The 15648-nt window shown below is 56.3% G+C and carries 10 protein-coding genes and 5 pseudogenes; 14 read left to right on the forward strand and 1 reads right to left on the reverse strand.

Annotated features, from left to right (window positions below; genetic code table 11):
- The first annotated feature begins 35 nt into the window (after positions 1-35).
- The 11 genes and pseudogenes from priA (at position 36) to spoVM (ending at position 11821) form a co-directional block, all read left to right on the forward strand.
- Positions 36-2572 (forward strand): annotated as a pseudogene (gene priA, locus CPT76_RS23135) (primosomal protein N').
- 85 nt (positions 2573-2657) lie between these two features.
- On the forward strand, positions 2658-3140 hold the full coding sequence (gene def / locus CPT76_RS23140) for a peptide deformylase (RefSeq protein WP_076169936.1): 483 nt from the start codon (positions 2658-2660) through the stop codon (positions 3138-3140).
- A gap of 6 nt (positions 3141-3146) precedes the next feature.
- Positions 3147-4078 (forward strand): annotated as a pseudogene (gene fmt / locus CPT76_RS23145) (methionyl-tRNA formyltransferase).
- Positions 4079-4134: 56 nt separating this feature from the next.
- Entirely contained in the window at positions 4135-5460 is a 1326-nt protein-coding gene (rsmB, locus tag CPT76_RS23150) for a 16S rRNA (cytosine(967)-C(5))-methyltransferase RsmB (protein ID WP_144025416.1), read from the forward strand.
- Positions 5461-5614: 154 nt separating this feature from the next.
- Positions 5615-6655 (forward strand): dual-specificity RNA methyltransferase RlmN, encoded by a 1041-nt coding sequence (rlmN, locus tag CPT76_RS23155; protein WP_105444726.1) that lies wholly within the window; start codon positions 5615-5617, stop codon positions 6653-6655.
- 7 nt (positions 6656-6662) lie between these two features.
- A complete protein-coding gene (locus CPT76_RS23160) occupies positions 6663-7439 on the forward strand; it encodes a Stp1/IreP family PP2C-type Ser/Thr phosphatase (RefSeq protein WP_105444592.1) in 777 nt (258 codons plus the stop codon).
- On the forward strand, positions 7436-9619 hold the full coding sequence (gene pknB, locus CPT76_RS23165; RefSeq protein WP_105444593.1) for a Stk1 family PASTA domain-containing Ser/Thr kinase: 2184 nt from the start codon (positions 7436-7438) through the stop codon (positions 9617-9619). The genes CPT76_RS23160 and pknB overlap by 4 nt, the downstream gene beginning before the upstream one ends.
- A 125-nt stretch (positions 9620-9744) precedes the next feature.
- Positions 9745-10658 (forward strand): annotated as a pseudogene (gene rsgA, locus CPT76_RS23170) (ribosome small subunit-dependent GTPase A).
- 4 nt (positions 10659-10662) lie between these two features.
- Entirely contained in the window at positions 10663-11325 is a 663-nt protein-coding gene (gene rpe, locus CPT76_RS23175; RefSeq protein WP_089548135.1) for a ribulose-phosphate 3-epimerase, read from the forward strand.
- A 4-nt stretch (positions 11326-11329) separates the two neighbouring features.
- On the forward strand, positions 11330-11590 hold the full coding sequence (locus CPT76_RS23180) for a hypothetical protein (RefSeq protein WP_076169943.1): 261 nt from the start codon (positions 11330-11332) through the stop codon (positions 11588-11590).
- A gap of 150 nt (positions 11591-11740) precedes the next feature.
- A complete protein-coding gene (spoVM, locus tag CPT76_RS23185) occupies positions 11741-11821 on the forward strand; it encodes a stage V sporulation protein SpoVM (protein ID WP_036707696.1) in 81 nt (26 codons plus the stop codon).
- A 358-nt stretch (positions 11822-12179) separates the two neighbouring features.
- Here the strand turns inward: spoVM and rpmB are convergent, their stop codons facing one another.
- Positions 12180-12368, reverse strand: coding sequence for a 50S ribosomal protein L28 (gene rpmB / locus CPT76_RS23190; RefSeq protein ID WP_047910965.1), 189 nt, complete (start codon positions 12366-12368; stop codon positions 12180-12182).
- 284 nt (positions 12369-12652) lie between these two features.
- Here rpmB and CPT76_RS23195 point away from each other — a divergent pair.
- The 3 genes and pseudogenes from CPT76_RS23195 to CPT76_RS23205 form a co-directional block, all read left to right on the forward strand.
- Positions 12653-14373: pseudogene (locus CPT76_RS23195) on the forward strand (DAK2 domain-containing protein).
- A 58-nt stretch (positions 14374-14431) separates the two neighbouring features.
- Positions 14432-15289 (forward strand): DegV family protein, encoded by an 858-nt coding sequence (locus CPT76_RS23200; RefSeq protein WP_105444594.1) that lies wholly within the window; start codon positions 14432-14434, stop codon positions 15287-15289.
- Between the two features lie 13 nt (positions 15290-15302).
- Positions 15303-15648, forward strand: a pseudogene (locus CPT76_RS23205) (ATP-dependent DNA helicase RecG); the annotation flags it as partial.

Here is a 15648-nt window from a genome sequence, read left to right on the forward strand (position 1 = left end):
GCGGCCCGGATGACCGGGGCTTTGTCCTGATGGAGATGCGTGTGGCAAAGGTGATCGTCGACGTCCCGGTGCGTGATACCGACCGTCCCTTTGACTATCTCATTCCCGAATCCATGCGGGCATGGATCGAGGTGGGAAGCCGGGTCGGTGTGCCGTTCGGCCACCGCACGGTCCAGGGATTCGTGGTCGGCCTTGAGCCGGAGCCGGCGGCTGCCGGCATGAAGCTTAAAGCCATCCAGGAAGTGCTTGATGTCATTCCGCCGTTGTCCGAAGAGCTGGTGGAACTGGCCGGGTGGATGAGCCGCAGGTATGCCTGCCGGATGATTACGGCGCTTCAGGTCATGGTGCCTACGGCCCTCAAGGGCAAGGCCGAACGGTTTATCTCGCTCGGAACCCCGCAGCCGAAGGAGCCTGAGGATTTGTATTCCGGCGGCTTGTTCGAATTGGAACTGGAGCCTTCCGGCGGCGAGCGGGCGATTCTTGATTTCGTCGAAAAAAGGGTGAGGTCACCTCTAAGCAGCTGAGCAGGCAGTTTCCGGACAGCGCACCAGTGATCAAATCGCTGCTGCGCCGGGGCGTGCTGCAGGAAAACCAATCCATCAAGGACAAGCTGCAGATCAAGACACTGAAAGCCGTCGATCTGGCGGTAACGCCGGACGAAGCGGAGGCCGCGCTGGCGTCGTTCGCACCGAAAGCACAGCGTCAGCGCGAGGTGCTGCAGTTTATTGTGGAAATGAAAGAGATGCTTCCGCTTGCGCTGAAGGATGTCCTGGCGACGATGCAGGTGTCGGCCGCGACCGTGAAAGGGCTGGCGGATAAAGGTTATATTACGATTGAAGACAAAGAAGCGTTCAGGGATCCTTATCGGGGTCGCTGGTTTAAGCCAAGCGATCCGCTGCCGCTGACCGCGGAGCAGCAGAACGCCTATGACCGTATTGTCTCGGTGCTCGATGCGCAGCGGCACGGGGTGTTTCTGCTGCATGGGGTTACAGGCAGCGGAAAGACCGAGATCTACCTGCAGAGCATCCAGCGCTGCATTGAGCAGGGCCGGCAGGCCATCGTGCTCGTGCCGGAAATTTCGCTGACACCGCAGATGGTGGAACGGTTCAAAGGGCGCTTCGGCGACCAGGTCGCCGTCATGCACAGCCGCCTGTCGGGCGGGGAGCGCTACGACGAATGGCGTAAAATCCGCGAAGGCCGGGCGGCCGTCGCCATCGGCGCCAGATCGGCGGTGTTCGCGCCGTTTGCCAAGATCGGGCTTATCATTATGGACGAGGAACATGAAACGTCGTACAAGCAGGAAGAAAGCCCGAAATACCATGCCCGGGACGTGGCCGTCCAGCGGGCGATGCAGCATGGCGCAGCGGTCATTCTGGGCTCGGCGACGCCTTCGCTTGAGAGCTACCATGCCGCCAGATCGCAGGCGAATGACGAGTTTGCGCCAATGCTGCTCGAGATGAAAGCCCGGGCGCTCGGTAACGAGCTGCCGGGGGTACAAATCATCGATATGCGGGAAGAATTAAAAGAAGGCAACCGCTCCATGTTCAGCCGTTCGCTGCATCAGGCGGTTGCGGCCCGGCTGGAACGCAAGGAGCAGACCGTGCTGCTGCTCAACCGGCGCGGCTATTCCACGTTCGTTATGTGCCGCAGCTGCGGCTACGTGGCCGGCTGCCCCGAATGCGACATTTCGCTGACGTACCATCAGAAATCGAACAACCTCCGCTGCCATTACTGCGGCTATGCCGAGCCGGCGCCGTCCGTGTGCCCGGAATGCGGAAGCGAGCATATCCGCTATTTCGGCACCGGTACACAGCGCGTTGAGGAAGAGCTTGCAAAGCTGTTTCCGGGGATCCGGGTGATCCGGATGGACGTGGATACCACGACGGAGAAGGGATCGCATGAGAAGCTGCTGAAGCAGTTCCGGGACAAAAAAGCGGACGTACTCCTGGGCACCCAGATGGTGGCCAAAGGGCTCGACTTTCCGGACGTAACGCTGGTCGGCGTCATTACGGCCGACTCGGCGCTCAACCTGCCGGATTTCCGGGCCGCAGAGAAGACGTTCCAGCTGCTGACCCAGGTCGCCGGCCGCGCCGGCCGCCACCAGCTGCCCGGGGAGGTCATGATCCAGTCCTATACGCCGGATCATTATTCGATTATTCACGCCAGCGGGCATGATTACGATTCGTTTGTCCGGGAGGAGCTGAAGCATCGGCGGAACCTGCACTATCCGCCGTACTGCCGGCTGATTCTGGTCACGCTGTCGCATGAGCAGCTGCCGTTTCTCGTCCGGATGGCGGAGAACATGGTGTCTGTCCTCCAGGGCAAAGCCCGGCAGAAGGGCTGGTACGGCAGCCTGGACCGGCTGACCTCGGACGCTTTTGACGTGCTGGGGCCGGTGGCATCTCCTGTGCCCCGGATAAAAAATAGATACAGATTTCAATGTATGATAAAATGGCGTGGGACCATCGACGCTGTCGGCCTGGTCAGGGAAGCCGCCGAGCAGCTCGAGGATACCGCGCAGAATCCGAAGCTTCAAATCAGTATCGATGTAGACCCGCAAATGCTGATGTAGCACCTAAGCGGCGTACCGTCATCATATGGAATCATGGATGAATAACCAACAATGAATATTTGAACCCGATAAGGAAGGTGTCAGCATGGCGATCCGAATTATTGTGAAAGAACCGGATGAGGTTTTGCATAAAACCGCTAAAGAAGTGAAAGAAGTTACCCCTAATGTCAAAAAGCTGCTGAACGACATGGCGGACACGATGTACGACGCGGAGGGCGTTGGCCTGGCCGCGCCGCAGGTCGGCATTTTGAAGAGACTGATCGTCGTCGATGTCGGCGATGAGCACGGCCTGATCAAGATGGTCAACCCGGAAATCGTAGCCAAGGATGGCGAGCAGTTCGGCCCAGAGGGTTGCCTGAGCATTCCCGGATTAAACGGAGACGTCCGCCGTGCCGAGCAGGTTACGGTGAAAGGGCTGGATGAGAACGGCAAGGAAGTGACGATTACGGGCACCGGCCTGCTGGCCCGCTGCTTCCAGCACGAAATCGATCATTTGGACGGCGTGCTCTTTACCGACATTGCAGAAAGAGTGTATGAGTATACGCCGGAACGCGCCGGAAAGGAGTAATGCCTGATGAATATCGTTTTTATGGGGACGCCCGCGTTTGCCGTTCCCAGTCTCCGCATGCTGCTTGCGGAGGGCTATAACGTCGTGGCCGTCGTTACGCAGCCGGACCGTCCGCAGGGACGGAAGAAGGTGCTGATGCCGACGCCCGTCAAGGAAGTGGCGCTTGAGCACGGTCTGCCGGTGCTGCAGCCGCAGCGCATGCGCAATCCCGAAGCGGTAAGCGAACTCGCGGCTTATAAGCCCGACCTGATCGTTACGGCCGCTTACGGGCAAATTTTGCCGAAAGCGGTGCTGGATCTGCCGGCCAAGGGCTGCGTCAACGTTCACGGCTCGCTTTTGCCGAAATACAGAGGCGGCGCACCGATTCAGCGCTGCATCATCAATGGCGAGACGGTGACGGGCATTACGCTCATGTACATGGCCGAAGGGCTGGACACGGGCGATATGATCGCCCAAGTGGAGGTACCCATCACCGACGAGGATACCTCGGGAACGCTGTTCGAGAAGCTGAGCACCGCCGGGGCGGCGCTGCTCAAAGAACAGATGCCGCGGCTGCTGGAAGGCGGCGTCCCTGTGACGGTGCAGGATGACTCGCAGGCTACATACGCCCCGAACCTGAAGCGTGAGGACGAGAAAATCGACTGGAGCAAGTCGACGCGCGATATTTACAATCAAATTCGCGGCCTGGTGCCTTTTTCCGGGGCGTTTACATTCTGGAATGATGACGTGTTCAAGGTCTGGGGCTCGCGCAAAGGGGAGAAGGCCTCCAAGGAAGCGGATCCGGGAACGGTGCTTCAGCTTACGCCGGAAGGTATTGAGTAAAAACCGGCGACGGGGCCCTGTGGCTGACCGATATTCAGCCGAGCGGCAAGAAGGCGATGGATGCCGGGCAGTTTATCCGGGGAACCAGCATGACGCCCGGGACGGTGCTGAAGTGAGCGGACGCGGAACCCAAGAACGGAAGGGCCGCGAGCCCTCGGCGCGCGAGCTGGCGATGGATATCCTGACGCGCGTAGAGCAGGAAGGCGCCTACAGCAACCTGCAGCTGAACGCTGCGCTGCAGCGCGCGAACCTGTCGCGCGAGGATGCCGGCCTTGCGACCGAACTCGTGTACGGTCCGATCTCCCGGATGAACACGCTGGATTATTTCCTGAACCGCTTTGTCAGCAAAGGTGTGAGCAAGCTGCAACCCTGGGTGCGAAGCCTGCTGCGGCTCAGTCTGTATCAGATCATGTACCTGGACCGCATTCCTTCCCATGCCGTGGTCAATGAGGCTGTGAACTTGGCCAAGCGCCGCGGCCACCAGGGTATTTCCGGCATGGTGAACGGCGTGCTCCGGAACGTGCTGCGCAGTCCCGACAAGCTGGTTCTGCCGGAAAGTCTCGGACCGGCCGAACGGATCGCGCTGGAGCATTCCCATCCCGAATGGCTGGTTCAGCGCTGGATCGGGCAGTACGGGGAAGAAGCGGCCGAGGCGATCTGCCGGGCGAACAACGAGCCTCCTGCTGTCAGCGTCCGGGTGAACACGACGATGATCAGCCGCGACGGCCTGCTTGGCGAGATGGAGGAGAAAGGCATGGATGCGGTGCCGTCTCCGCTTACGCCGGAAGGTATTCTCGTCCGCAGCGGGGGCAACATGGCTCTGACCGGCTGGTACCGGGACGGCCAGCTGTCCGTTCAGGACGAGAGCTCGATGCTGGTCGGGGATGCGGTAGGTCCCGAGCCCGGCATGAGGGTGCTCGACTGCTGTGCCGCGCCCGGAGGCAAGACGGCGCATATGGCCGAGCTGATGCGGGACGAGGGGAAGATCATCGCCAACGATCTGCACGAGCATAAGCAGAAGCTGATCCGTGAGCAGGCCGAGCGGCTCGGGCTGGACGCCATCGAGCCGGTTACCGGCGATGCGCTGGAACTGGCCGGACGGTATCCGGCGGCGTCCTTCGACCGCATTCTGCTGGATGCCCCATGCTCCGGCCTTGGCGTTATCCGGCGCAAGCCGGACCTGAAATGGGCCAAAACCCCGGGGGACATCGAGGAGATCGCGGCCCTGCAGTACCGGCTGCTGGAATCGGTGTCGGCTCTGCTCCGGCCCGGCGGCATTCTCGTATACAGCACGTGTACGATCGAGCCGCGGGAGAACGAAGAGAACGTCGAGCGGTTCCTGCGGAACCACCCGGAGTTCGCCATAGCACCGGAAGCGCCCCCTGCCTGGGAACGGCTGCTGGGCACGGCGCTGCCGCGGGGCGGCGGCGTACAGATTTTGCCCCAGCATTTTCATAGCGACGGATTTTACATTGCACGGATTCAGAGACTCTCCTAAACTAGCGGACCGCCCGCACGGGCAGCCGCTGCTTCCTGTAACCCGCCGGGCGCGAGCTTGGCGGGTTTTCTCTTTTACCGCTACTTTTATTTGTGTTAAAATAGGAAGAATGAGAAACAATAAGCATATGAATGAAAAGACAGGTGTGGTGAAGATGAAACCTTTTATATATGATTTGAATTTGGAAGACCTGCAAGATTGGGCGAAGGAAAACGGCGAGCCCGCGTTCCGCGCCGGCCAGATTTTTGACTGGCTCTACGTCAAACGGGTCAACAGCTTCGACGAAATGACGAACCTCTCCAAGGAGCTCCGCAAAAAGCTGGACGATCAGTTCCAGTTTGTGACGCTGCAGGAAATTACGAAGCTGGAATCTAAGGACGGAACCGTCAAGTTTCTGTTCGGCCTGCATGACGACCATGCGATTGAAACGGTCATCATGAAGCATAGCTACGGCAACAGCATCTGTGTCACGACCCAGGTCGGCTGCCGTATCGGCTGCACCTTTTGCGCCTCGACGCTGGGCGGTCTGAAGCGGAACCTGACGGCCGGGGAGATCGTGGCCCAGGTGGTGCAGGCCCAGAAGATTCTGGACGAGAAAGGGGAGCGCGTCAGCAGCATCGTCATCATGGGCTCGGGCGAGCCTTTTGAAAACTATGAAGCGACGATGAAGTTCCTGCGTATTATGATTCATGAAAAAGGACTGAACATCGGGCAGCGGCATATTACCGTCTCCACGAGCGGGATCGTGCCGAACATTTATAAATTCGCGAACGAGGACACCCAGGTCAATCTGGCGATTTCCATTCATGCGCCAAACGATGTGCTCCGCTCGAAGCTGATGCCCGTGAACCGCCGTTATCCGTTCGAGGATGTTATGGAATCCCTTCGCTATTACCTGGCCAAAACAGGCCGGCGGATTACGTTTGAGTACGCGCTGATCGGCGGCGTTAACGACCGTCCGGAGCATGCCCAGGAGCTGGCGAACGTGCTCAAGGATATGCTGTGCCACGTCAACCTGATTCCGGTCAATCACGTACCGGAGCGGAAGTATGTCAGAACGTCCCGTAACGATATATTCCAGTTTCAACGGGTTCTCGCCGATAGCGGCGTGAACGTGACGATCCGCCGCGAGCAGGGCCACGATATCGCGGCTGCCTGCGGACAGCTGCGGGCCAAGCACATGGAGTTGAGGTGAGAGGAATTTGATCAAAACTGTTCATGTCAGTAACGTTGGCCGGGTTCGCTCGGTCAATGAAGACTCGGTATGGGTCGGCCAGCTGCCGCAGGGCTATACCCTCGGGATCGTCGCTGACGGCATGGGAGGGCATCAGGCAGGCGATACGGCCAGCCGGCTGGCCGTCGAAACCATGACGGACGACCTGTCCTCGCTGGAATCCGGCATTTCGCCGGAAGGCTTGAAGGCCGCGCTTAGCGACGCCATCCTGCACGCCAATGATGTGATTTATACCGAGGCCTCCAAACACGAGGAATTTTACAACATGGGAACGACGGTCGTGGCCCTGCTCCTGAGCGGGGAATCCGGCTACATTGGACATATCGGCGACAGCCGGGCCTACAAGGTTGCCGGCGGCGAGGTCGTCCAATTAACGGAAGACCATAAACTGGTGTATGAATTATACAAACGCGGACAAATCAGCCTGGAGAATATGAAAGTCCATCCGATGCGCAATGCGATTACGCGCGCGCTTGGAACGGACGCCGACGTGTCCGTGGACCTGTATCCCATCAGCCTCTCCCCCGGAGAGGTGCTGCTCTTGTGCAGCGACGGCTTAAGCGATCTGGTCAGCTCCGAGCACATCGGGCAAATATCCGGAAACCGCGAGCTGCCGCTGGAAGAAAGAGCGGACCGTTTACTTCAACTGGCACTTCTCGCCGGAGGCGATGACAACATTACCGTCGCCCTGTTCGAACTTCAAGACGAAGTCGCCGGGCAAAGCATAAAGGAGTGGGATTCATGATCGGACACGAATTGGGCGGTCGTTATGAGGTGATCGAGCGGATCGGTGGCGGCGGAATGGCACTCGTTTACAAAGCTCATGATATTTTATTGGGCAGGAACGTAGCCATTAAGGTGCTGCGCCAACAGTTTGTGCACGATGAGGAATTTATTCGCCGTTTCCGCCGGGAGGCACAGTCAGCGGCTTCGCTATCGCATTCGAACGTGGTCAGCATTTATGATGTGGGCCAGGAAGACGACATTCATTATATCGTTATGGAATACGTCGAGGGACATAATCTCGACGAGATCATCAAGGAGCGGGCTCCCCTGCAGGTGGACGAAGCGGTGCGAATCGCCTCACAGATTTGCGACGCGCTGGATCATGCGCATCAGAATCAAATCATTCACCGGGATATCAAGCCGCATAACATTATGATCGGCCGCAACGGCCGGGTAAAGGTAACGGATTTCGGAATCGCCCGTGCCGTTACGTCGACGACAATTACGCAGACGGGTTCGGTGGTCGGATCGGTACATTATTTTTCTCCGGAGCATGCCAAAGGCGTGGTGACCGGGGAAAAGTCGGATTTATATTCTCTTGGTATCGTACTGTACCAGATGCTGACCGCACGTCTGCCGTTTTTGGGGGAGAGCCCGATCAGCGTGGCGCTTAAGCATCTTCAAGAGGAGTTTGAGGAACCGCGTGAGGTGAATCCTCTCATTCCGCAGAGCGTCGAGAACATCATTTTGAAATCGATGCGCAAAAATCCGCAGGAGCGTTACCAGTCGGCCAAGGAAATGCTTCAGGACCTGGAGACCTGCCTGCTGCCGGAGCGCCGGAATGAGCCGAAGATCGAGTTTGACGATATGGACGATGAGGATCGGACCCGCGTCATTCCGGCCATCAAGCCCCAGCCGCGCTCCATTTCGAGAGCGAAAGCGCAGGCCGTGGAGGACGATGACGAGGCGGACGAGCCGATGGTCGGCAAAGGCAAGCCAAAAAAGAAAAAGTCGGGCAGGGCGGCGCTGTGGATCAGCTTGACCCTGGTCGTTCTATTGGCTTTGGCCGGTGTGGTGTGGTACGTCAACCAGAAGCTTGTCGTGCCGAACGTCACCGTGCCGAGCGTCATTAACATGACCGAGGATCAGGCGCGCAAAGCGCTCAGCGACAAGGGGCTGCTGGTGGAAGATCCGGTCATCCGGAAGTACAACAAGGACTTTGGCAATGGCGTCGTCTATGAGCAGAGCAGACCGGAAGGCACGGTCGTCAAAGAAGGCGCGGCGATTCAGCTGACGGTGAGCACGGAGAAGCCGAAGGTGTCAATGCCTGACGTGAAGAACCTGACGTTTGATGATGCGAGAAAGGCGCTGCTTGCCAAGGGTATCAAAGACGATAACATCAAGCAGGATGAGGATTTTAGCGACAGTGTTGAAAAGGGACTGATCATCAGCTCCGATCCGGGAGCCAATGCTGAAATCGATACAGATAATACGCAAATTACTTTAGTGGTCAGCAAAGGCCAGGAAACGATAAAAATGCCGGATCTAATCGGCAAAACGCAGCAGGAAGCGACGGACCTGATCGAGAAAAACGGCCTGAAGCTGCTGCGGGTCGTCGAGGAAGACAGCTATACGGTGGAAAAAGGGAAAGTCATCAAGCAGTTCCCGTTTGACCCGAATACCCAGGCCACGCCGAACGCCGAAATCACGCTCACGATAAGCAAAGGCTACCCGGCGGATGCCCTGAACTATACGCTGAACCTGCCTGTGGCTCCGGTCGAGGAAGGCAAAAATACGAAAATCCAGATCAAATACTCGGACGCCCATACCGAAGGCAAAACGGTCGATTGGGGAACGAAGACGATCCAAACGACGCAGGTGCTGCCGATCGATCTGGTGGTCGATCCGAACAGGGACGCCGTCGTCACGGTGCTTCGCGACGGACAGGTGTTCGATACGTATTCGGTACGGTATACCGATGTACGAAATGGCACCGTTCCGACGATCGAGCTCCCAGCCATGGGGGGCGAGGATCCCGGTGATCCAGGCCATGAGGGTGATCCCGGTGATCATGGAGATTCCGGCAACGGGGATAATCAAGGATCAGACGAGACCGGATTTCTGAACGACCACCCGGGAAAGGGCAAAGGTAAGGACAAGGGTAAGGGCCCCGACACCGAAAACGTCATTTACAGATAACCGCCGGGTCACGAGGACATTTTATAAAGATGTCAATATCAGTAAATTTTAAGGATTACAAATCATATTATCTCCGGCCCTGCCTCACCGGCAGAAGCCGGAAAGAAAGAGAGGCCTTGCAATGTATGCCTGATGGAGTAATCGTGAAAGCTCTGAGCGGATACTACTATGTCAAACCGCTGGAGACGGAAAAGCCGTAGGAAGCGCCGAAGCCGTACAGTGCCGCGCNCGGGGGATCTTCAAGAAGAGAGGCACCTCTCCGCTTGTCGGGGATCATGTGGTGTACTCCCTTACCGAGAATGGTGAGGGGATGGTGGATGAGATCAAGCCCCGCCGATCCGAACTGATCCGCCCGCCCGTTGCCAATGCGGAGCTTGCGGTCCTGCTGTTTTCCGTTCGCGAACCGGATCTCAACCTGTCCCTTCTTGACAAATTTCTGGTCCATATTGAGCATTCCGGCCTGGAGACGATCATTTGTCTCACCAAACAGGATCTGCTTGCCGCGGATACGGATGCCCAGGACCCGGTAATGGCCGTCAAGGAGCTCTATGAGCGGATCGGTTATGAGGTTCTGGTTACGAGTTCACGTTCCGGCCTGGGAAGCAGCGAGCTGAAGGAACGCCTTACGGACGTCATCAGCGTGTTTTCGGGCCAATCGGGCGTCGGCAAGTCCTCGCTTCTGAACCGGCTCGTTCCCGGACTTTCCCTCGAGACGAGCGCCATCAGCATGAGACTGGGGCGGGGAAAGCATACGACGCGCCATGTGGAGCTGATCGAGCTCGATAACGGCGGGTTTGTCGCCGATACGCCGGGATTCAGCCAGCTCGATTTCCTGGAGCTCGGCGTCGAGGAATTGTCCACCTGCTTCCGGGAATTCGCGCCTTACGCGGAGCAATGCAAATTCCGCGGCTGCAGCCATACGCACGAACCGGGCTGCAAAGTCATTGAGGCGAAGGAGAGCGGGGATATCGCATTAAGCCGCTACGAGCATTATGTGCAGTTTTATACGGAAATGAAAGAAAAGAAGCGGAGGTATTAACACGATGATTAAAATCGCACCATCGATATTGTCGGCGGACTTCGCCAAACTGGGTCAGGAGGTTGCCGAAGCGGAGAAGTCCGGAGCCGACTGGATTCATGTGGATGTCATGGACGGGCACTTTGTGCCGAATATTACGCTGGGGGCGCCGATCGTCAGCGCCATTGCCCCCCACACGACCCTGCCGCTGGATGTGCATCTGATGATCGAGAATCCGGAGCGGTACATCCCTGATTTCGCCAAGGCGGGAGCCGCTTTCATTACAGTGCATGCGGAAGCCTGCACGCATTTGCACCGCGTTGTGCATATGATTAAAGAGCTGGGCGTAAAGGCGGGGGTTGCCCTGAATCCGGGCACACCGGCGTCTGCGATCAGCGAAGTGCTGGAGGATCTGGACCTGGTGCTGGTCATGACCGTTAACCCGGGCTTCGGCGGACAGGCGTTCATTCCGCGCACCGTTCACAAAATCCGCCAAATCCGCCAGCGGCTCAACGAACTGTCGCTGTTTAACGTCCATATCGAAGTGGATGGCGGCATTACGTCCGAGACGGCGCCGCTGGTAACCGAAGCGGGTGCCGACGTGCTGGTGGCGGGAAGTGCCGTGTACGCACAGCCCGACAGAGCCGCTGCCATTTCGGCCATCCGCCGCAGCGTCGGGGGAAAATAATTTCATGAAATTCAAAGACGCGCTGTATCTGACTTTGGCCAGTATCGGAACAGGCCTGTTACTCGGTATATTTTCCATTCTGAAATCGCCGTTTAATGCCATCGCCTCGCTGATCGCGGTGGTGCTGGCCATTTATTATTTCCGGAAAAACGAACGCAAGGGATTAAGGATCGGCTACGTCATCTTTTCGATCCTGTACTACCTGCTGTTTATCTTTATGCTGTCGGTCTACCAATTTTATCAATTGTCTCCGGCTTCAGCTTGAGGCTTAAGGAATAGGGCGTGCTCTTTGAGCATACATATGGTTACATGAGTCAAGGTTCTCATGTAACCTTTTTTTTGTTCCGTCTTAACATTGATCTGGTTCAGGGCATACCATACCGTGATGACATGAGAATGATGGGGAGGGTGAGATATGAAATTTTATACGTTTAAGCTGCCAAAGTTTTTGGGAGGATTCGTGAAGGCTCTTTTAAACACGTTTCACAAAAGCTGATCTTGATACCCTTTGGTATGCCGCTTGCACAAACCGTAAACGGCTTCGCCTTATTGAAGATCATAGAACAAACAAGTATCAGCGGAGCTGAACGATTCTATGATCGCAAGAAAAACTTCTGCTTCACGCGGTCTGTCTTCCCAATGAGAGCACATCAATAGACGTTTTTTCTTACAGGCGGAGCTCACGTTTCGCGGATGAAATATAAGGCCGGTATAAGAACACAGGCGGATTGACCCTTATATTTCAAAAAAAAACCTCTGACAGATGCCAGCGGCATGGCTGCCAACTGATACCGGCCAAAGGCATTAAAAAAGCACCTGCTGGAAACTAGGTGCTTTTTGCTTATATGTCATTACTAAACGCGGGTAACTTTACCTGCTTTCAACGCGCGAGTGCTTACATAAACGCGCTTCGGTTTGCCGTCAACGAGGATACGAACCTTTTGAACGTTTACACCCCAAGAACGACGGTTACGGTTGTTAGCGTGGGATACGTGGTTACCGCTGCCTGGTTTTTTGCCAGTCACATAACATTTGCGAGACATAGATTACACCTCCTTAGCTCCAAACACCTGCATAAAACAATACTTGTATATTTTATCATAGCAAAAAATGCTTCGTCAACCGCCTGCAAAAACATTTATTTCTGGGGTGTCTTATAGTACAATGTTGATTAGCCCATACTATTTTGAGATGGGATCAATTAACATTTATTTTTTTGAATAGGATTATCCGAAAATTGGACGAATGGCGAAACGAAAACGTGCATTGATTCGTATTTATAAGGACGCCAATGGCTTAGGGATCAAGCTAGGAAGGGGATTTATCATTGAGTAAGCGTTCTTTGAATGGAACTGATTTTACCGCTATGGTTCTGGCTGGGGCGGAACAATTGCAGCAGCATGCCGAGCATGTCAATTCATTGAATGTGTTTCCGGTACCTGATGGTGATACGGGCACGAACATGAATCTGACGATGGGTGCCGGTGTCGCTGAACTGAAGAGAAACAATTCGAATTCGATCGGGCACAGCGCAGGCGTGCTGTCCAAGGGACTGCTCATGGGCGCGCGGGGGAACTCCGGCGTGATTACCTCCCAATTGTTCCGGGGCTTTGGACGCTACGCCGCAACCTATGATGAACTGAATGCGGTTCAGTTCGCGCAGGCGCTGCAGACCGGAGTTGACGCAGCTTACAAGGCGGTGGTCAAGCCGGTAGAGGGCACGATCCTGACGGTTGCGAAAGAAGCCGCGAAGCATGCGGTATTTTTGGCACGGCGCACACCGGATATTACGGAGCTCATGGAACAGGTGCTCGCCAAAGCAAAAGAAACGTTAGCCCAGACTCCGGAGATGCTCCCTGTCCTGAAGCAGGTGGGGGTTGTCGATTCGGGGGGACAAGGTCTGGTTTATATTTACGAGGGATTTTTGCAATATTTGCACAGCGTCAGCGAAGGCGGCTATGACTACCAGTCCTTTGCGGCACCGAGTGCGGTACAGCCTGCCCAGGATCAACCGGCGGCAGCAAGAACCCAGGTAAAGCCAGCGCCAGTGGCGACAGAAGTCCCGGATATTGCGCAGTCCCGACTGGAAACGGAAGATATCGAATTTTTATATGATATGGAATTTTTCATTAACCGGAAGTTAGGGGATGCGGCAGGTACGCATTTCGACGAGGATCAATTCAGGAAAGCGTTGTCAATGAACGGGGATTCGATTATCGTCATTGCCGATGATGAGATCATCAAGGTTCACGTGCATTCCAAAGCACCGGGCGAGGTGCTGAATTTGGCGCTGCGTTACGGCGAAATTACCCAGATTCATATTCTGAATATGCGCGAGCAGCACCGGGATCTGCTGTCGGCCGGGATGGACATCGCGCCGATGCCGGAGGTTTTTGCCGATATTCCGGTCGAATCGATGGACCATACGCCGGAAGAGGCGCCTGCCGAGCCGCCGGCCGATGAACTGGCACCTTACGGGTGAACCCGAGCACGGAGGACTTTGTGAACGCGATCGCGTCCATTTCCGCGCACCATATTTACATTTTGCCTAATAACTCCAATATCGTGCTGGCCGCCCAGCAGGCGGGAGAACTGCTTGAGGGCGAACGCAGCGTGAAGGTCATTCCGAGCAAGACGGTGCCTCAGGGCATTGCCGCGGCATTCGCCTTTTCGGAGGAAGATTCCGAGGAGACGAATACGAGCAGCATGCTGGAAGCGATCGGCCGGATCAAGTCGGGTCAAGTGACCTACGCTGTGCGCGACTCGCAAATCGATCAGCTGGATATTAAAGCCGGCCAGTTTATCGGCATCGAAAATTCGAAGATCGTGACGGCTGCCGAAGGTCTTCTGCCTGCATGCCAGGAGCTTCTGACCAAGATGCTGGAGAACGGGGACGAAATTGTGACCATTCTCGCCGGGGAAGAGGCGAACCCGGAAATGACGGGCGAGTTGGCCGCTTGGCTGGCGGAGCAGTACCCGGATGCGGAAATTGAAGTGCATCAGGGCGGACAGCCGCTGTACTATTACATTTTTTCAGTGGAATCTTGAAGAGCAGCCTTGGGACCGAAGATCGAAGTTTGAATGAAAATGAAGGAGGCCCCATTCGATGACCCAACCGGTAATTGTAACGGACAGTACGGCCGATATACCCGAAGATATCGCGAAGCAGCATGACATTCACGTCGTTCCGCTCCGGCTGATGTTCGGCGAGGATACCTTTGAAGACGGCGTGGATATTTCCGCCGAGGTATTCTACAAACGGCTTGTCCAGTCCGAGCAGCTTCCGACCACGTCGCAGGCTTCTCCAGCAGATTATATGCAGGTTTATCAAGAAATTATGAATGAATATCCGGGCTCGCCGATTATTTCCATTCATATTTCCTCCGGGCTTAGCGGCACGTATCAATCGGCCACGATTGCCAAGTCCATGCTGGAGGGCGACCCGGATATTACGATCGTCGATTCCAAATCGGCGTCCTACGGATTCGGCCTGCTGGTCGTGCATGCAGCCAGACTGGCTGCCGAAGGCAGAACCGTAGAGGAGATCGTGCGTTCCGTTGAAGAGGTGCGCAGGCAGCGCAAGCTGTATTTTCTCGTGGACACGCTGGAATATTTGCAAAAGGGAGGACGAATCGGCAAGGCGGCGGCCATGATCGGCAACCTGCTGAACATCAAGCCGATTCTGTCCATTGACGAAGAAGGCATTATTTATGCGGTGGAGAAGGTCAGAGGCCGCAAGAAGGCGCTGGCCCGGATCCTGGAGCGTTTTCGGGAGGATTTGGGCGGCGTTCAAAACATCAATGTGGCAGTGGGCCATACGGCCGACCCGGCTTCAGCCGAGCCCGTGCTTGAGGATCTGTCGCGGGACTTCCGGCTGCAGGAGGTCGTTCTGACGAACATCGGACCGGTCGTCGGAACCCATGTCGGGCCCGGGACGCTGGCCGTGTTTATATGGCCCGCTTAAATGAGGGATAACCATGAGTCTGAGTCTTGAACAAATATCGGTACGGCAGGTCCGCGGCGTGAGTGCCCTCAAGGAAGGGGAGCTTCACGCCTTTGGCATCTTTACGGTGAAGGATTTGCTGGAATATTATCCGTTCCGGTACGAGGATTACCGGCTCCGTTCACTGCAGGACGTGAAGGACGGGGACAAAATTACGATCCAGGCGAAGGTGATGGGCGTTCCTGTACTGCAGCGGTACGGGCGAAAGTCCCGCCTCAGCTGCAAAATGATGGCTGAGGAATGGATGTTCACCGCACCTGTCAATCGGCATTTCTGAGGATCAGCTGACCTCCGGGCGCGAAATCGTGCTCGTCGGCAAA

It is taken from the genome of Paenibacillus sp. AR247, from assembly GCF_002968895.1.
Classification (GTDB): domain Bacteria; phylum Bacillota; class Bacilli; order Paenibacillales; family Paenibacillaceae; genus Paenibacillus_AQ; species Paenibacillus_AQ favisporus.